The sequence below is a fragment of the Cognataquiflexum aquatile genome (genome assembly GCF_003316845.1).
GTDB classification, from domain to species: Bacteria; Bacteroidota; Bacteroidia; order Cytophagales; family Cyclobacteriaceae; genus Cognataquiflexum; species Cognataquiflexum aquatile.
Map to the genome: position 1 here is coordinate 295653 of NZ_QMIK01000004.1, position 17467 is coordinate 313119.

18 protein-coding genes are annotated in these 17467 nt (G+C 40.4%); 14 read left to right on the forward strand and 4 right to left on the reverse strand.

The features are described 5' to 3' along the window. Positions 1-9: 9 nt before the first annotated feature. The 7 genes from DQW11_RS12795 (at position 10) to ctlX (ending at position 7514) form a co-directional block, all read left to right on the forward strand. Positions 10-417 carry a (deoxy)nucleoside triphosphate pyrophosphohydrolase gene (locus DQW11_RS12795; protein WP_113924469.1) on the forward strand — a complete coding sequence of 136 codons (408 nt, stop codon included), beginning with the start codon at positions 10-12 and terminating at the stop codon, positions 415-417. Between the two features lie 26 nt (positions 418-443). Continuing rightward, entirely contained in the window at positions 444-1073 is a 630-nt protein-coding gene (locus DQW11_RS12800) for an L-threonylcarbamoyladenylate synthase (RefSeq protein WP_113924470.1), read from the forward strand. A gap of 80 nt (positions 1074-1153) precedes the next feature. Beyond that, entirely contained in the window at positions 1154-1786 is a 633-nt protein-coding gene (locus DQW11_RS12805; protein ID WP_232826739.1) for a WbqC family protein, read from the forward strand. A gap of 82 nt (positions 1787-1868) precedes the next feature. Beyond that, entirely contained in the window at positions 1869-4394 is a 2526-nt protein-coding gene (locus tag DQW11_RS12810; RefSeq protein ID WP_113924471.1) for an ATP-dependent Clp protease ATP-binding subunit, read from the forward strand. A 152-nt stretch (positions 4395-4546) separates the two neighbouring features. Beyond that, positions 4547-5488, forward strand: coding sequence for a hypothetical protein (locus DQW11_RS12815; protein WP_232826740.1), 942 nt, complete (start codon positions 4547-4549; stop codon positions 5486-5488). A gap of 168 nt (positions 5489-5656) precedes the next feature. Then, positions 5657-6559, forward strand: a complete 903-nt coding sequence (locus DQW11_RS12820) for a hypothetical protein (protein ID WP_113924472.1) — start codon at positions 5657-5659, stop codon at positions 6557-6559. A gap of 19 nt (positions 6560-6578) precedes the next feature. Beyond that, a complete protein-coding gene (gene ctlX, locus DQW11_RS12825) occupies positions 6579-7514 on the forward strand; it encodes a citrulline utilization hydrolase CtlX (protein ID WP_113924473.1) in 936 nt (311 codons plus the stop codon). Here ctlX and DQW11_RS12830 read toward each other — a convergent pair. Beyond that, positions 7506-9062 carry a SulP family inorganic anion transporter gene (locus DQW11_RS12830; RefSeq protein WP_113924474.1) on the reverse strand — a complete coding sequence of 519 codons (1557 nt, stop codon included), beginning with the start codon at positions 9060-9062 and terminating at the stop codon, positions 7506-7508. The two genes, ctlX and DQW11_RS12830, sit on opposite strands and share 9 nt — an antisense overlap. A 156-nt stretch (positions 9063-9218) precedes the next feature. Beyond that, positions 9219-10565, reverse strand: coding sequence for an adenylosuccinate lyase (purB, locus tag DQW11_RS12835; RefSeq protein WP_113924475.1), 1347 nt, complete (start codon positions 10563-10565; stop codon positions 9219-9221). A gap of 290 nt (positions 10566-10855) precedes the next feature. Here purB and DQW11_RS12840 point away from each other — a divergent pair, with 290 nt between their 5' ends. Both DQW11_RS12840 and DQW11_RS12845 read left to right on the forward strand, forming a co-directional pair. Continuing rightward, the gene (locus tag DQW11_RS12840) at positions 10856-11962 is read left to right on the forward strand and encodes a ferredoxin--NADP reductase (RefSeq protein ID WP_113924476.1); all 1107 of its coding nucleotides are present in this window, start codon (positions 10856-10858) and stop codon (positions 11960-11962) included. Positions 11963-11966: 4 nt separating this feature from the next. Continuing rightward, positions 11967-12458, forward strand: coding sequence for a hypothetical protein (locus DQW11_RS12845; protein ID WP_113924477.1), 492 nt, complete (start codon positions 11967-11969; stop codon positions 12456-12458). A 22-nt stretch (positions 12459-12480) separates the two neighbouring features. Here DQW11_RS12845 and DQW11_RS12850 read toward each other — a convergent pair whose 3' ends face one another. After that, positions 12481-12804: a HesB/IscA family protein gene (locus tag DQW11_RS12850; RefSeq protein ID WP_113924478.1), complete on the reverse strand. Its 324-nt coding sequence runs from the start codon at positions 12802-12804 to the stop codon at positions 12481-12483. 117 nt (positions 12805-12921) lie between these two features. Between DQW11_RS12850 and DQW11_RS12855 the strand changes: the two genes are divergently transcribed. From DQW11_RS12855 to DQW11_RS12875, 5 genes are all read left to right on the forward strand, one after another. Then, on the forward strand, positions 12922-13443 hold the full coding sequence (locus DQW11_RS12855) for a DUF7935 family protein (protein WP_113924479.1): 522 nt from the start codon (positions 12922-12924) through the stop codon (positions 13441-13443). A gap of 4 nt (positions 13444-13447) precedes the next feature. After that, entirely contained in the window at positions 13448-13861 is a 414-nt protein-coding gene (locus tag DQW11_RS12860) for a YkvA family protein (protein ID WP_113924480.1), read from the forward strand. Between the two features lie 48 nt (positions 13862-13909). Next, positions 13910-14626: a Rossmann-fold NAD(P)-binding domain-containing protein gene (locus DQW11_RS12865; protein WP_113924481.1), complete on the forward strand. Its 717-nt coding sequence runs from the start codon at positions 13910-13912 to the stop codon at positions 14624-14626. Between the two features lie 3 nt (positions 14627-14629). Continuing rightward, on the forward strand, positions 14630-15082 hold the full coding sequence (gene dtd, locus DQW11_RS12870; RefSeq protein WP_113924482.1) for a D-aminoacyl-tRNA deacylase: 453 nt from the start codon (positions 14630-14632) through the stop codon (positions 15080-15082). Positions 15083-15210: 128 nt separating this feature from the next. Further along, complete coding sequence (locus DQW11_RS12875; RefSeq protein ID WP_113924483.1) at positions 15211-16704, forward strand: ATP-binding cassette domain-containing protein; 1494 nt, start codon at positions 15211-15213, stop codon at positions 16702-16704. A gap of 3 nt (positions 16705-16707) precedes the next feature. Here the strand turns inward: DQW11_RS12875 and DQW11_RS12880 are convergent, their stop codons facing one another. Beyond that, complete coding sequence (locus tag DQW11_RS12880; RefSeq protein ID WP_113924484.1) at positions 16708-17361, reverse strand: metallophosphoesterase family protein; 654 nt, start codon at positions 17359-17361, stop codon at positions 16708-16710. Positions 17362-17467 lie beyond the last annotated feature (106 nt).

A 17467-nucleotide genomic window follows, 5' to 3' on the forward strand; every position in this document is an offset into this window, starting at 1 on the left:
TTTCTACCTATGGCAAAAACCATTCGAGTGACCTGTGCGATCATCCTCAAAGATGGTAAAATCCTTGTTGCCCAAAGGGGCGAAAAAATGGATCTACCATTTAAATGGGAATTTCCGGGAGGAAAGATTGAAGAAAATGAATCGGCCGAAAATTGCCTAACCAGAGAAATCAAAGAAGAACTCGATATCGACATTAAGGTTAAAAAGCCATTTAAGAGTAACTTCCATTCTTACAAAGAAGGGAAGGAAATTGAACTTATTCCTTTTCTTTGTGGCTATATAAGTGGACATTTGGTTGTCAAAGAGCATCAGCAGATCCGATGGATTGAGCCTGAAAATCTTCTTATTCTTGATTGGGCAGATGCTGATGTTCCTATTGTGAATAACTTTATCGAATGGTTTAAAGCAAACCATTGACCTTACCAACGAATTGAAAAGCTGCCATGGCTGCCGAATTTATCAAGCTGTACCCTGAGAATCCTGACCCAAGGAAAATCCAGAAAATCGTCAACATCCTTCATGATGGCGGCGTGATCATATATCCCACAGATACGGTTTATGGGATGGGCTGTAACATTCATAACCTCAGGGCGGTGGAGCGGATTGCCCTGATCAAAGGCATAAAAGTCAAGAAGCATAATTTTTCGTTTATCTGCTATGACCTGAGCAATATCTCCGAATATACCCGGGCTTTGAGTACGCCAGTTTTCAAAATGATGAAAAAAGCACTGCCCGGGCCGTATACCTTTATATTAGAAGCCAATAATTCTGTTCCAAAAATCCTCAACAGCAACAAAAAAACCGTGGGTATAAGGGTTCCTGACCATGCCATTCCCAGATTGCTTGTAAAAGAATTAGGTTCTCCGATATTGACTACCTCCATCCACGATGAAGACGATGTGATCGAGTATAGTACAGATCCGGAGTTGATCTATGAGAAGTTTAGGGATTTGGTGGATGTGGTCATAGATGGCGGATATGGAAATAATGTCGCATCGACTATTTTGGATTGTACCGGTGAGGAGATAGAGGTAGTCCGTCAGGGATTGGGGTCTGTGGAGGATATCATGTGAAAAATTTTCCCGAAGGACTGAAACAAATCCGATCAAGAATGCAAACATTTGAAAATCAACTTATTTAAATCAGGGATCATTTGAACCAAGATAGCACCATAATTTCCGATCTTTTTTATTTGCCTTCGATCGAATTTTTCGTAGCCGTCCAGGATTGTGATGAAATAAAGATAGACCCATCAGAGAGATTTCAGAAGCAGACTTACAGGAATAGAGCCCATATTTTATTGACAAACAAAGTGGATGTACTATCAGTACCTGTCTTGGGAAGCAGTAAAAAACAGTGCTATAGAGAGGTGAAAATCGATTACAGCCAAAAGTGGAAAAATGTCCACCTTCGGGGAATCCAAAGTGGATATGGAAAGGCGCCTTTTTTTGAATATTTTTATCCCTACTTTGACCATGTCTTTGAAAAAAACCTGACGTTTTTGTTTGATATGAATCTGGAGTTACTGACAGTTTGTCTGAAACTTCTCAAACTGAAGGTAAGCCTGAATGTGGAGCAAAATATCGGCAAAGTACCTGAATCTGCCGATATCAGGGGAATAATCCACACCAAAGCAGGATTTGCCGATAGAGACTTCATGACACCCTCTATTTACCCACAATTGTTTGGCTTAGACTTTGTTCCCAACCTGAGCATACTTGATTTGTTGTTTTGTATGGGTCCAGAATCAAGAGAAGTCCTCGCTCAATCAAAAAAAAATCATTGAACAATCTGCAAATAGATTGTGTTTTTAAAACAAATTCGGTAACATTATTACAGATTTAAAATAAAATTTAGAAAGGAAATACATGGAAGCAAAATTTTCAAACAGGGTCAAAGAGGTGATCTCTCTCAGTCGTGAAGAAGCATTGCGGTTGGGACATGATTACATCGGTACAGAGCACCTCTTGCTGGGTATGATTCGAGAGGGGGAAGGAGTGGCTGTTTCCATATTAAAGAAATTGGGTGTGCCACTTGACGAGCTCCGAAATTCTATAGAAAGGGCTGTTAAAGGAACTGCAACGCATAATGTAAAGAATCTTGCCAACATTCCGTTGACAAGACAATCCGAAAAGGTTTTGAAAATCACTTATCTGGAGGCAAAAATATTCAAAAGCCAACTGATAGGAACTGAGCATCTTTTGTTATCGATCTTAAGGGATGAAGACAATATAGCGACCCAAATCCTTCATAAGTTTGATACCAATTATGATTCTGTAAAAGAGATGCTTGAATTCCAGACAGATTCGGCCCCAAGAGCAAAAGCGGAAGCTGATGATCCAGATGAGGACGGGTCAAAGTTGTTTGGTTCATCAGGTAGCTCTTCAGGAGCGTCCAAAACCACAGGAGAAAAATCAAGAACCCCAGTATTGGATAACTTCGGTCGTGACCTTACCAAAATGGCCGAAGATGATAAGCTTGATCCAATCATCGGTAGAGAAAAAGAAATCGAAAGGGTTGCTCAGATTCTTTCAAGAAGAAAGAAAAACAATCCGATCCTTATTGGCGAACCCGGTGTAGGTAAAACTGCCATTGCAGAAGGACTTGCTTTGAGAATCGTCCAGAAAAAGGTTTCCCGTGTCTTGTTCAATAAGCGCGTAGTTACTTTGGACTTGGCATCGTTGGTGGCAGGGACAAAATATAGAGGACAATTCGAGGAGAGAATGAAGGCCGTCATGAACGAGCTTGAGAAATCTCCCAACGTAATCTTGTTTATCGATGAGTTGCACACAATCGTAGGCGCAGGTGGTGCCAGCGGATCCTTGGATGCTTCCAATATGTTCAAACCGGCTTTGGCAAGGGGAGAAATCCAATGCATCGGAGCCACCACTCTGGACGAATACAGACAATACATCGAAAAAGATGGTGCTTTGGCAAGAAGATTCCAAATGGTGATGGTAGATGCTACTACACCTGAGGAAACCATTCAAATCCTCAACAACATCAAAGACAAATACGAAGATCACCACAATGTAATTTATACTCCTGAGGCAATTGAGGCCTGCGTGAAGCTCTCAGACAGATATATCTCCGACAGATTCCTTCCTGACAAAGCCATCGACATCCTTGACGAGGCAGGAGCTAGGGTTCACATCAACAATATTCATGTTCCGGAAGATATACTGAGACTTGAAGAAGAAGTGGAGAAAATCAAAGTAGAGAAAAACAGGGTTGTCAAAAGCCAGAAATATGAAGAAGCAGCCCAACTGAGAGACAAGGAGAAAAAACTTCTTGAGCAGTTGGAGAATGCTAAAAACAAATGGGAAGAAGATAGCAAAACCAAAAGATACACTGTAGAAGAAGACAATGTAGCCGAAGTGATTGCCATGATGACGGGAATTCCTGCCAAGAGAATAGCCCAAAATGAAGGCCTGAAACTCTTGAACATGAATGAAGAGCTTCAGGCAAAAGTAATCGGTCAGGAAGAAGCTATCAAAAAACTTTCAAAAGCAATTCAAAGAACAAGAGTCGGATTGAAAGACCCGAAAAAACCAATCGGTTCATTCATTTTCCTTGGTCCTACAGGTGTCGGAAAGACAGAGCTTGCAAAGATGTTGGCCAACTATCTTTTCGATAAAGATGACGCGCTTATTAGAATTGACATGTCGGAATACATGGAAAAATTCAGTGTCTCCCGACTTGTGGGAGCGCCTCCAGGATATGTCGGATATGAAGAAGGTGGACAGTTGACAGAGAAAGTCAGAAGAAAGCCTTATTCTGTAGTACTTCTTGACGAAATCGAAAAGGCCCATCCGGATGTTTTTAATATCTTACTACAGGTTTTGGATGATGGTATATTGACAGACGGGTTAGGCAGACGGGTTGATTTCAGGAACACCATCATCATCATGACATCCAATATTGGTGTAAGGGACTTGAAGGATTTTGGGGCAGGAATCGGTTTTGCGTCTAAAGCCAAATCCACCAGCATGGACGATGTGATGAAGTCCACGATTCAAAGTGCTTTAAGAAAAGCCTTCAGTCCGGAGTTCTTAAACAGGTTGGATGATGTTGTAGTCTTTAATTCGCTTGATAAAGAGCATATCCATAAGATCATTGATATCAGTTTGAGCAAATTGTTCAAAAGAATCACAGATTTGGGTTATTCTATCCAATTGACTGAAAAAGCCAAAGATTTCTTGGCTGACAAAGGCTATGACCAGCAGTATGGTGCAAGACCATTGAACAGGGCAATCCAAAGGTATCTCGAAGATGCTTTGGCTGAAGAAATACTCAAAGGAGAACTTTCAGAAGGCGATGTGATTATGGCAGATTACTCCGGAGAGGGTGATCAGTTGACCATCACAGTAGATAAAAAAGAGAAAGCGGGATAATCCTTAGAAGTTTTCATTGAAAATAGGCGAACAAGAAATTGTTTGCCTATTTTTTTTGGGTGATACACAAATCATAGCCATGATTGTAAGTAAAATCAGCCTTCAGGAATTTATTTCTTACCTTGCAGCTGTAATTCCAATCCGATAATCTGATGAAATTCCATTTTTATTTGCCTCTATTGGTAATCTTTCTTTTTTCATGCAAAGAAAATGAAGCTCCGGATAATAGCCCGGTGGGGAACATTCCTTTCAAATCTGATTATAAATTAAGTGATTTAAAAAATTCAGAATTTTTTGAAACAAATGCCGAATCAAAAGGAAAAGTAGGATTGAAGGAATCATCCGGACTTGCTTACAGCCGAAAAAACAGTGGATTTGTCTGGACCCTTATGGATAAAGGCAATACCAATAGCATTTACCTTCTCGATGCCAACACCGGTGAGACAGTTGCTGAATACAAGATCAGTGGCGCTCAAAATAGAGATTGGGAGGATCTTGAAATCAGTATAGGTCCCGAATCAGGAAAAACCTACCTATATATCGGCGACACAGGCGACAATAATCTGGATTATGAAGATTATACCATTTACCGTATAGAAGAGCCTAGGTTTGAAGAAACTCATCGGTCCAAAACCATTGACCTGGAAGTACCTTTGGATAAAATCGTATTTGAATATCCTGACAAAAGCCATGATGTTGAAGCAATTTTGGTAGATCCAACCACAAAGGATATTTTGTTGGTTACCAAAAGGGACATCTTCTCCCTGCTCTTTTCTTTACCCTTTCCTCAAAAGACAGATAAATTAAACAAAGCAATTCTATCCGGTACTTTTCCATTTAGAATCGCAACAGCAGGGACTGTGTCAGAGGATGGCAATGAGGTTTTGATCAAGAATTATGACAAAATTTTCTTTTGGAAAAAAACCACAGACCAATCCTTGGTGGAATTGTTGGGTAGCATTCCGTCATTTGCGCCTTACGAAAAAGAAGAACAGGGAGAAGCCATTTGCTTCGATGATAAGGGTGGTTATTTTACCTTAAGTGAATGGAATGATGATGTTATTCCTGAATTGAACTATTACAAAAGGAAATAATTAACGGATCAATTGAATTTAATCGGTCGGATTTTGTTTAAACATTGAATCGCCGGATTATTAAGGATACCCCAAGCCGGATTTGGATAGAAATCCTAACAATAATTAACTTTGCCAAACCCAAAAAAGCCTGAACTTTGCTACCCATTATAAAAGAGAGACTGAAAAATGAGTGAATACATGAGGTTGTTTTTGTTTTTGTACTTTTTTCCATCCATGCTGATGCTTAATATCCCCCAACCAAAATTGGTCAGGCTTGAAAAAATGGCTGATCAACATGTTTTTACAAACCAAATCAGCGTTGGCACTTTAGAAAACAAGGAAATTGAAGAGGCGAGCGGGATGGCATTCTCTAGAGACCATGATGGTCTGATCTATACCCACAATGACAGTGGAGGTGGAAGAAGGGTTTACGTGATTGATTCCCTCGGAAAAGGAATGGGTGTATTCAAACTCAAGGGGGTTTGGAATAGGGATTGGGAAGATATAGCTGTTGGCCCTGGACCGGATCCAAAACTGAATTATGTTTACGTTGGGGAGATTGGTGACAATCAGTTAAAGTATACCAATATTTTCATTTATCGATTTCCTGAACCCGATCAATTTTTAGAAGCGATGGAAGTAGAGCCTGAGATATTGAAACTCAGCTACCCTGATGGGGCAAAAGATGCAGAGACGCTGATGGTAGACCCGATTTCGAAAGACATTTTTATTTTGACCAAGCGTGATAGCCTGAACATCCTTTACAAAACTACCCAAGAGGCGTTTGAGAGTAAAGAGGCGGTTCTGGAAAAAGTGATGGAATTGCCGTTTACGATGTCCGTAGCCGGGGATATTTCGGTAGATGGCAAAGAGATTTTGATCAAAAATTACTTTACTGTCTATTATTGGAAGAGAAATGTAAATGAAACTATCGCTCAGGCTTTGGCGCGGGATCCTTTGATTTTGCCCTATAAACCTGAGCCTCAAGGTGAAGCACTTGGTTTTCATCCGAATGGAAAAAGTTATTTCACTTTAAGCGAAAAAAGGTTCAACATAGAACCTGTATTGTACAGATACAATCGAAAGTAGTATTCCCAATCAAAACTTCATGAAAAATCAGATTACTTCCCACATTTTAATGGTTAGACCTGCAAATTTTGGTTTTAACCCTGAAACTGCTGAAAATAACTTTTATCAACAAAAAGATGATCGCAGTACAGATGAGGTAAATGCTGTGGCTGGGCAGGAATTTGATGCTTTTGTTTCCCTGCTTCAAGAAAAAGGCGTCGATGTTTTGGCGGTTGAGGATACAGCTTTACCAAAAAAAACCGATGCGGTTTTTCCAAATAATTGGTTCAGCACCCATCATGACGGAAAATTGGTGCTTTATCCCATGTTTTCTCCAAACAGGAGATTGGAAAGGAGAAAAGATATAATTGAAATCCTCATAAAAAAAGGATTCAAAATAAGTGAAATAATTGATTTGACATTTTTTGAGCAGGACAACCAATTTCTCGAAGGTACGGGAAGCTTGATCTTGGATAGAATAAATAAAATAGCTTATGCCTGCCGGTCCCAAAGGACACACCATATTCCATTGGGATATTTCGGTAAATTAATGGGATTTGAGATTGTTGACTTTGATGCGACTCAAGTTATAAATGGTGTAGCATCGCCGATTTACCATACCAATGTGATGATGCATGTCGGTTCTGAGATTGCTGTTGTCTGTTTGGACAGTATTCCGCTTGCCTCGGAAAAACTGAAAGTCCAGGAGTATCTCGAAAAGACTGGAAAAAAAATGATTCCGATTACGTCCAAGCAGAAATTTCAGTTTGCCGGGAATATGCTCGAAATACAAAACCGTAAGGGTGAAAAATTTACCGTCATGTCTCAATCTGCATTTCAATCTCTCAATGAGGTACAAATTAACATTATCAAAAGATACACTGAAATCCTTGTCCCGAAGATCCCTACCATTGAAAAAATTGGTGGTGGAAGTGTCAGGTGCATGATGGCTGAAATCTTTTTGCCCTTAGTCTAACCCCTTCGTTTTGGTTGATTTGATCTTGATTGTGTCCACATCTATGTTTCTGGATCCTGCATTGGTTTTGAATTTCTCTATTACTTCGAGGACATCGTAGTCAATTACTTTGGATTTGGAACCGTCTATAATGACGTGTTTTCCATCGGGAATATCTTCTAGGGCTTTAATCAGCGCACCTTTATTGAGAAAACTCACTTCTTCTGACAGGATTATCCTGACCGAACCGTCGCTTTCCTCTTTCCTATCATCAAGCAGATAAGAGTTTTGGTAATTTCTCAAAAGGATAAACACCATCGCTATACCCATCCCCAAACCAATTCCTATCAATAGATCGAATAAAACAATCCCCAAAATAGTGATGATAAATGGGAGAAATTGATCCCAACCAAGTTTTGCCTGATTCCTGAAAAGAGACACCTTGGTAAGCTTGTATCCCACCATCAGCAATATCGCAGCTAGGCATGCCAAGGGGATCAAATTTAGCAGACCGGGGATAAACATGACACTTGCAAAAAGCAAGATCCCGTGGAAAACCGTGGACATCTTGGTCCTACTTCCTGCAGTTACATTGGCAGAACTCCTGACAATAACAGCTGTCACCGGAAGTCCTCCTACAAAGCCGTTGAAAACATTACCGATACCCTGTGCTACAAGCTCCCGATTTGGAGGGGAAACACGTTTCAGTGAGTCTATTTTATCTGCAGCCTCCAAACTTAGCAAGGTTTCCAAACTTGCAATAATCCCGATAGTCACTGCCGCAAGCCAAACATCGCTGTTACCCAATTGCGAAAAATCCGGGAATGTGAACAGGTTGAAAAATCCATCAAAAGACTGGACTACTGGCAAAACTACTTTATCTTCATCGCTCAAATACAAGGAAGGAACAAAAGATTTAAAATAGTTATTCAATCCAATTCCTAATAAAACCACAATCAAAGGACCGGGAATTATTTTGGAAAAAGACAGCTTTTTGACAAAAGGTTGGTCCCATAAAACCAGGATGCCAATGGATATTGCTGATATAATAATTGCCCCAAAATCAAATGTTTTGGACAAATTTCCCAGACTCAGGACAGTATCCCAGTCATTGACAAAGGGAATATATTTTTCCAGTTCCTTGGTTTCGTTTATGCCAAATGCATAGGGGATTTGCTTGATAATCAAAATAATACCAATACCGGCCAGCATTCCTTTAATTACCGAAGTGGGGAAATAATTCCCTATCACCCCGGCTTTTAGAACGCCAAAACCAACTTGGATTATTCCTGCAAGGACTACCGCAGAAAGGAAAACTTCAAAACTCCCAAGTTCGGTGATGGCATTGAGGACTATAACCGTCAAACCTGCCGCAGGACCGGAGACAGAAGTGTGCGAACCGGATAAAGAACCTATGACGATACCCCCGATAACTCCTGCTATAATTCCGGAAAATAAGGGTGCGCCCGACGCCAAAGCAATTCCGAGACATAAAGGAAGAGCTACCAGAAAAACGACCAATCCTGCAGGTAAATCATTGCCTAGGTGGGAAAAGAGGTTTTTTTGCATGGAATAAGGACTTGTTTGGTTCAATCTTTAGGCTAAAATATCATTTTTAACCAAATCTTAAAGAACATTTTTGATAAAATGAACATTAAAGTAAATCCAATAAAGTCATCCTTTGTTCAAAAACCATCCGTATTTCAAATTCCCAAACCCATTTTTTCAATATTTCCCTGTAAAATTAAAAGGGCTTATTCTGCTTAATTCGGCCTTTATCGAATCTGAAACATTCAAGGTGCCTATAAAATGTTTGATGGAAGTTTCGGTGATTTTTTCATTTGTCCTAGTCAATTCTTTCAAAGCTTCGTAAGGTTTTGGATAACCCTCTCTTCTTAAAATTGTCTGAATGGCTTCTGCAACCACCGCCCAATTGTCCTCCAGATCAGCATCTATAGCTGCACGGTTGAGTTCAAGTTTTCCAAGTCCTTTTTCTAAAGACTCGAAAGCAATCAGCATATGTCCCAAAGGAACTCCGATAATCCGAAGTACCGTACTGTCCGTAAGGTCCCGCTGCAACCTGCTAACCGGGAGTTTGGCAGCCAAATGCTCCAAAAGTGCATTGGCAATCCCTAAATTTCCTTCTGCATTTTCAAAATCAATGGGATTTACTTTATGTGGCATGGCAGAAGATCCTATTTCTCCGGCTTTGATTTTTTGCTTGAAATAATTCATGGCTACATATTGCCACACATCTTTGGACAGGTCCAAAAGGATGGTATTGATTCTTTTTAACCCATCAAAAAGCGCAGCAAGGTTATCATAATGCTCAATTTGGGTCGTAGGATAGCTTCTTTCCAATCCCAAATATTTTGAAACAAAACCATCTGCAAATCCATGCCAGTCTGTGTCTGGGTACGCCACAAAATGGGCGTTCAAATTCCCAGTGGCCCCTCCAAACTTTGCGGAATAAGGTACCTGTGACAATAATCCAAGTTGTTTTTCAAGGCGTACCACAAATACCAAGATCTCTTTGCCCAACCTTGTCGGGGAGGCAGGCTGACCGTGGGTTTTGGCAAGCATCGGGATATCTTTCCAATCGTTTGCCTGGGATAGGAGCTTAGACATGACCCGATCCAAAGCCGGTAAAATCACCTCATTGAGCCCGTTTTTGAGCATCAGCGGAGTAGAGGTATTATTGATGTCCTGCGAAGTCAGGCCAAAATGGATGAATTCCTTGAAGTCTTGAAGGTACAGTTTGTCAAATTTCTCCTTAATGAAATATTCCACCGCTTTCACATCGTGGTTGGTTGTCTTCTCTGTTTCTTTGATGGTCTCGGCATCGACAATTTGAAACTCAGAAACAATCTTCCTCAAAGCGGGGAAAAGGTTTTTATCAAAATCCTTCAACTGTGGAAGTGGAAGTTCGCAAAGGGCGATAAAGTACTCTATTTCTACGTGAACCCGGTATTTGATCAAAGCAAACTCTGAAAAATAGGAACGAAGAGGAGCGGTTTTATTTCCATAACGGCCGTCAATGGAGCTCACGGCTGTCAGATGTGTCAATTCCATAAGGATGATTTTTGATTTGAGCCTGCAATTTAGGTTTTCAATATGAAATACGGAGGTAAATTTTTAATAAAAGGCTTTTCTGTAGGTGGTATAGTCCGCGTAATTTGTTTATTTCTTATTTCAATTTGATTTTTAGAAAGTTTTAAAATTCCTTTTGCCTAATTCGAACCTGTTTCCCATTAATTTGTTGTGATGATGGTTATTAATCAGTGAATAAATAAAATAATTACAAAACAGAACCTTAATTTTGGGCGAGCCAAAATTGTTAGTGTGTAAATTGAAAATCGCGAATGTTTAATCTATTCAAGAAAAAGAAAGAGGACAATAAGAGGGGAGACCATTATATGTCTTTGAAAGTAAGGGAAGTAGTCAAAGAAACTTCAGATACAGTTACCATCTATTTTGAGCAGCCGGAGCCATATCTCGATTATAAGCCCGGTCAATACATCTCTTTGATTCTGGAACTGGGTGGAAAAGAAGTAAGAAGATCTTATAGTCTTTGTACTTCTCCTTTTACAGATCCTCATCCGGGGATTACCGTCAAGCGTGTCAAAGGCGGTTTGGTTTCCAATTACCTCAATGAACAGATCAGACCTGGTAAAACCATAGAAATAATGAAACCTCTGGGACATTTTACCACAGAGTTTCATTCCAAAAATAAAAACCACTTCGTAATGGTGGCCGGAGGAAGCGGGATTACTCCGATCATGGGTATCATCAAGTCAGTTTTTGTCAATGAACCTGAATCAAAAGTTACCCTGATTTACTGCAGTAGGTCTGAAGATCAGATTATTTTCAAAAAGCAACTTGATGCTTTTGAATCAAAATATCCCGACAGGCTCAAAATATTCCATAATATCAGTCAGCCTAGTTCCGGTTGGACAGGACTAAAAGGCCGGTTGGATGTAGAAAAGGTCAAGACCATCCTTAATGAAAATAACTACCCTGGACTCGATACTCCAAAATTTTTCACCTGTGGTCCTGATGGTGTAATGGACACTGCGATCTCAGCATTCGAATCTATAGGTTTTAACAAAAAATCCATCTTTAAGGAAAGCTTTTTTTCTGACATTCACGCCAAAGAGGAGACACTCAAGTCGGAAGGTAAATTGTCTCCTGAGCTGACCCGGGAAATCGAGGTAACTGTCGAAGGACAATCCTACTCTTTTGAAGTTCCTGCCGGAAAAACAATTCTTGAAGCGGGATTGGACAAAGACATCAATATGCCTTACAGCTGTCAAAGTGGTCTTTGCACTGCCTGCAGGGGAAAATTGATTTCCGGTAAAGTTGATATGATCGAAGATGCAGGATTGAGCGAAAGTGAAATTGCAGCAGGATATATTCTATGTTGTTCGTCCAAGCCGGCAAGTTCTGATATCAAAATTGTAATCGAATAGGATTTTGGAAGACTCACAAATAAGGAAAATCTACGACAATTTGGAACGGACTGTGCTGATCATGATCGCCATTCCGATTCCCTTTTTTGGATTTGTTTACCTGAATTCAGAGAGCCCGATTTTCTTTTTCAACGTGCCTCAATTACCTGGATTTTGGGAATATTTTGGTTTGGGAACTGTTTTTACTCTTTTGCTAGCCCAGTTTGTGGTTTTCCAAAAAGAAAGCAAAAGTATAGTCAACTCCAATTATGACCTTCCAAAAAAGCTCCATTCCTATTCCGAAGCCTCATTCAAGAGATTTGGGTTACTGCTGGTAACAGCATTGATATCGGCATTGGGTTTGTTTTTATTTGAAAACCCGGGATATACAGTCTCTTTTGCCATTGCCTTGTTGTTTTTTTCAGTAGCCAAACCTTCACCGGACAGGATTATCAGGTCATTGAAGCTGGTAGGGGAAGAAAAAGAGCTTGTAAATGGATTAAAGAGAAGGGGATAAAAACTTTGCTTGCTTCTACCTGCTACTTGATGTCACTGTCATGTCTTTTTGGAATATCAGGATTGACAAAAGTAAAGCCTCTCGCCTCATCTCCTTCAAAAAAATCAACCTGCATCCCCATCAAAAACATGTAATGTTTTTTTTCGATCAAAACAGGAATTCCGGCTACTTCAAATTGTTGGTCGCCTTCCTTGGGTTTATCAAACCCCAAAAGATAGGACATTCCGCCACAGCCTCCCCCTTTGACTCCAACACGGAGCGAGTAGTCAGGAGGGATATTTTTATGGGCAATTATATCCTTGATTTCGGATTGTGCCTTATCAGTGATTTGGATCGGAATCAACATGTCTAATTAATCCACTTTTTGAAAGGTAAGTTCAAATTTAGGTTTTAAAAATATCAATTGGCAAAGTTTTATTGCGTCTATTAATTTCTGATATTCGGATCAAATTATTGTAATTATATGGCGTATCTCGCGGATTTATTGAAAATTATTTTGCCTGCAGGATTGGTGATTTATGGGATGTACCTGACTATCATGTCCTTTCTTCAGAAAGAAAGGGAGAAAATGTTGTTGGATTTGAAAACCCAAAACACACAGACGATTTTGCCTATCAGGTTGCAAGCTGGTGAAAGACTTTGTCTTTTACTTGAGAGGATCACCCCAAATAACCTTGTCAGAAGAATCAGCAACCCTGAATTTTCGGCCAGGGAATTCTATAGCCAATTGCTACATGAGGTAAGGGAGGAGTTTAACCATAACCTTTCTCAGCAGATTTATTTTACTGATGAAACTTGGGAAAGCGTCCGCAGGGCGGTGGAAAGTGTCGTTACCATCATCAATTCCGCCATGCAGGATTTGCCGGAAGAGGCCAGAAGTATCGATCTCGCCAAGCGGGTTTTTCAGCTAACATTGGACCAGAAAAATGATGCCATCCAAATGGCTTTGAAATCCGTTAAGTCTGAAATAAGAATATTCTTCTAAAAACATGGCATCATTAAGGGAAAAGACAGTTGATTTTTTTGGTAAGGCCAAAATCCTTTACCTCGAAAAAGCAAACCAAATAGCAGGGGAGGACAGTAAGCTTCAAAAGCTTCTAAAAAATGTCGGAGAAAGATTAAATGCGGTTTCCCAAAACCCTAAAGTTCAGACAGCTTTGGAACCGATCTTGATTTTCAAAAGGATGATCCAGGCCCACAGAAGTGGAAAATTTAAAGTTTCATCCAAAACCCTAGGTCTCATCGTTTTGGGTTTGGTGTATTTTGTCACCCCAATAGATATTATTCCTGACTTCATGCCGATTTTGGGTTTTACTGATGATCTTTCCGTGATTTTAGCGGTGTTCAATTCTGTCAAACATGAAGTCCAGGATTTTTTGAATTGGGAAAAGACCCAGGCTTAATGACTTTGAACTTTTGCTTTTCATCTTTTTGGGCGTACTTTACCTGATATGAAAAAAATAGCATTTCTCGCAGGTACCTCAGGTTTGATTGGCATGCAGCTGCTGCACCAGTTGCTTCAGGACAGTTCTTATGATTACCTCATTTCAGTAGGACGTCGGAAACTCGCTTTGAAGCACCATAAGTTAGTCCAGGTGGAAGGTGATTTCAGCAAAATCCGAAGTTGGGACATAGAATCCAAACTCCGGGAAGAGGACTTGGGCGGGGTGTTTTTCCCCCTTGTAGATGCCATCAATAAAAAAACCTGTGAAATGCATGCTTTCTGTTCCTTGGGCACTACCATCAAAGTGGCAGGATCGAAAGAGAAATTTCACGAAATTGATCATAATTATGTGATCGGATTTGCAGCTTGGACACATACTTTGGGTGTAAATAAATTTTTATATGTCAGTGCAATGGGTGCCAATCCACAGTCTTCGGTTTTTTACAACAAAGTCAAAGGAGAGACCGAAGAGGACCTTAAAGTGATACCATTTGATTATCTTGGTCTGTTTCAGCCTTCATTATTGGTCGGGAACAGGAAAGAATTCAGGTTTGGGGAAGAAGTGGCCAAAATATTGACAAAGCCTTTGGTATGGTTGAAATTGGGGAAGTCTTTCCGTCCTATCAATGACAATCAGGTTGCGAAGGCAATGATTCATAATGCCAACCAAACCAAACCGGTAAAAGTGGAGATTATTTCCTCTAAGAAGATGCAGGATTTTTGAGTTATGATAGCAGTGATTCAAAGGGTATCTGAGTCCACAGTCAAAATAGACGGACAGGTCAAAGGCCAAATCGGGACAGGATTAATGGTCTTATTGGGAATAGAAGAGGCGGATGGCAATGAGGATATAGAATGGCTAAGTAAAAAAATCGTCAACCTCAGAATTTTCCCTGATGAAAATGGGGTGATGAACAGAAGCATTCTTGAGGCCTCAGGAGACATTTTGCTCATTAGCCAGTTTACTCTCCATGCAAGTACCAAAAAGGGCAACAGACCCTCTTATATCAAAGCTGCAAAACCTGACATTGCCATTCCGATCTACGAGAACTTCATTCATTCCCTTGAAAAGGAATTGGGAAAAGCCATCCAAACAGGGGAATTCGGCGCCGATATGAAAGTAGCCTTGGTCAATGATGGCCCGGTGACGATCATCATGGACAGTAAGAATAAAGTTTGAGGAAGAAGTAAGAGTTTACAGTTAACAGTCGCAGTAGGCAGTTTGGCAAAACCCAAAAACTCGACAACGCGATAACTTGACAACAATTACAACCACTACAACAATTACAACCAACACAACCCCCCTTCATGTCCACGCTAATTTCCATCCAAAAAGCCACTGTCAGACAATTTGATAAAGTAGTTTTTGAGAACCTGGATTTTGAATGGGAGAAGGGTCAACATTGGGCAATTTTGGGGCAATCCGGTGTGGAACTCACGGCTTTTTTGGATACCCTATTAGGCAAAACCATGGTGACTTCAGGTAGGATCCAAAGGTCTTTTGCCAAAGAATACCAAGAGCAAAAGTCAGAAGCAGGCGAAGTAAACTCATTCAGGGATTTGATTGCCACCGTTTCTCAGCAATATACTTTCAAGAATAAGTCCAACCTTGGGAATTTCTATTACCAGCAGCGCTTCAACTCGATGGAGTCGGACGAGGCCCTGACTGTGGAAGATTATCTTAAAAACATAGAAGTAAAAGTGCCTGGTCCCTGGAGTTTATCAAAAGTAATCAGGTTCATGAATTTAGAGCATCTCAAAGACAAATCCCTTATCAAATTGTCTAATGGAGAGACCCGCAGACTTTCATTTGCCACAGCTTTGATCAAGAATCCAAAAATTCTTTTGATGGACCAGCCGCTTACGGGTTTGGACAAAGAAACGAGGGGCGATTTTGGAGGTATGCTTTCGGATATCATTGCCTCGGGGATCCATGTCCTGATGAGTACCCACCATGACGAGATTCCATTGGGAATCACCCACGTAGCCATATTGGGCGAAAATAAAATCTCCAATGCCGACAAAGCGGAAAGAATAAAAGGAGTGCACCAAAGCTTGCGGTTTGAGAATGACGTTGATCCGGAATTTGTAAAAAGGCTTTTGGTTAAGAATTCGGCATTTTCTTTCCAAAAAATTTTGGAGTTTAAAAATACTGCGGTAAGGTATGGAGACAAGCAGATCCTGGATGGCATCAATTGGACGATTCTCCCCAATGAAAAGTGGGCTCTAAAAGGAGAAAACGGTGCTGGAAAATCCACTCTTCTCAGTTTGGTATTGGGTGAGAATCCTCAAGCCTATGCCAATGAAATATGGCTTTTTGACCGGAAAAGAGGATCAGGAGAAAGTATCTGGGATATCAAAAAACAAATTGGATTTGTAGCACCGGAGCTTTCAAGGTTTTTTCCTCCCAATCAAACTTGCATCAAAGTGGTGCTATCGGGATTATTTGATACCATGGGTTTGTTCAAGAAAGTCTCTCAGGATCAGGAAAAATTGGCAATGGATTGGTTGGGATTGTTTCATTTGGAAAATATAGCCAATCGATTGTTAAGTCAGGTTTCACTCGAAAACCAAAGGTTTATCTTGCTTGCAAGGGCTTTGATCAAAAACCCTGAATTATTGGTTTTGGATGAGGCTGCCCAAGGAATGGATGACTTACAAAGGGTCAGGTTCAGAGAAACTGTCGATCTGGTTTGCAAAATCCTGCCGGTTTCGATGATTTATGTGAGTCATTATGAGGAGGATATTCCAAAATGCGTGGATAAAATTTTTAGATTAAAAGGAGGAAAAGCGGCTTTTTGATCCTCAGAGAAGGTCGCTTGCTTCTGTGGGAATTGAAACAGTCTCTATAAAAGTCCCATCATCTTCCAATCTGATTCCTGTCAGGCAGACACCCCCATAAGCTCCTGTGTCAATATTCCAGGAATTTGATTCCTTGCTGTATTTGGGGACTCCGTCCCAATTTGGTGTATGCCCGATTACCTGAAGTTTCCCGGTATTGATCAAAGACTTTCTGTTCCATAAAAGCCCGTTGGTGTTCTTTTGGTCATAAGGATTTCCAATTCCTGAAAACCCCGCATGTGTTACCTGCACAGAGTCGTTTTCCCATACCAAAGGAAGGTCTGTCAACCAAGTAGAGTAGTTGTCCGGATCTATGTGGGCTTCTTCAAACTGACGGAGGGTTTTGTTTCCTCCATTCGACTGCCACACTCCCAACCTGTCTTCCCCTTTCATGTAGTCGATCATCAGTTGCTCGTGGTTGCCTCTCAAAAAATGGGCTTCTTTTTTAAAATTAATCTGAAGTTCAAAAGCCAGATGGATAACCGAGGGTGATAATGACCCTCTGTCCACCAGATCGCCTAATTGGATCAGGGTTTCAGATTTCGGATCCCAATGGTCCAAAAGATTCAAGAAGGTATTGAGACACCCGTGGACATCTCCAACAATGAATATTCCCATAGAATTTAAAAGGTTAAAAACTAACAACTTTCTTGGATTATAAAAAAACCAATAAATGATTCTATTATTTTCTTGTTCTGATCAATAAATTTAATTATAATCACTT

What these genes read in the sequence shown, in the direction of transcription:
- DQW11_RS12810 (WP_113924471.1), top strand. Translation starts at nt 1,869, where the DNA reads ATGGAAGCAAAATTTTCAAACAGGGTCAAAGAGGTGATCTCTCTCAGT.
- DQW11_RS12795 (WP_113924469.1), top strand. Translation starts at nt 10, where the DNA reads ATGGCAAAAACCATTCGAGTGACCTGTGCGATCATCCTCAAAGATGGT.
- DQW11_RS12875 (WP_113924483.1), top strand. Translation starts at nt 15,211, where the DNA reads ATGTCCACGCTAATTTCCATCCAAAAAGCCACTGTCAGACAATTTGAT.
- ctlX (WP_113924473.1), top strand. Translation starts at nt 6,579, where the DNA reads ATGAAAAATCAGATTACTTCCCACATTTTAATGGTTAGACCTGCAAAT.
- DQW11_RS12880 (WP_113924484.1), bottom strand. Translation starts at nt 17,361, where the DNA reads ATGGGAATATTCATTGTTGGAGATGTCCACGGGTGTCTCAATACCTTC.
- DQW11_RS12840 (WP_113924476.1), top strand. Translation starts at nt 10,856, where the DNA reads ATGTTTAATCTATTCAAGAAAAAGAAAGAGGACAATAAGAGGGGAGAC.
- purB (WP_113924475.1), bottom strand. Translation starts at nt 10,565, where the DNA reads ATGGAATTGACACATCTGACAGCCGTGAGCTCCATTGACGGCCGTTAT.
- dtd (WP_113924482.1), top strand. Translation starts at nt 14,630, where the DNA reads ATGATAGCAGTGATTCAAAGGGTATCTGAGTCCACAGTCAAAATAGAC.
- DQW11_RS12855 (WP_113924479.1), top strand. Translation starts at nt 12,922, where the DNA reads ATGGCGTATCTCGCGGATTTATTGAAAATTATTTTGCCTGCAGGATTG.
- DQW11_RS12860 (WP_113924480.1), top strand. Translation starts at nt 13,448, where the DNA reads ATGGCATCATTAAGGGAAAAGACAGTTGATTTTTTTGGTAAGGCCAAA.
- DQW11_RS12820 (WP_113924472.1), top strand. Translation starts at nt 5,657, where the DNA reads ATGAGTGAATACATGAGGTTGTTTTTGTTTTTGTACTTTTTTCCATCC.
- DQW11_RS12865 (WP_113924481.1), top strand. Translation starts at nt 13,910, where the DNA reads ATGAAAAAAATAGCATTTCTCGCAGGTACCTCAGGTTTGATTGGCATG.
- DQW11_RS12800 (WP_113924470.1), top strand. Translation starts at nt 444, where the DNA reads ATGGCTGCCGAATTTATCAAGCTGTACCCTGAGAATCCTGACCCAAGG.
- DQW11_RS12830 (WP_113924474.1), bottom strand. Translation starts at nt 9,062, where the DNA reads ATGCAAAAAAACCTCTTTTCCCACCTAGGCAATGATTTACCTGCAGGA.
- DQW11_RS12815 (WP_232826740.1), top strand. Translation starts at nt 4,547, where the DNA reads ATGAAATTCCATTTTTATTTGCCTCTATTGGTAATCTTTCTTTTTTCA.
- DQW11_RS12850 (WP_113924478.1), bottom strand. Translation starts at nt 12,804, where the DNA reads ATGTTGATTCCGATCCAAATCACTGATAAGGCACAATCCGAAATCAAG.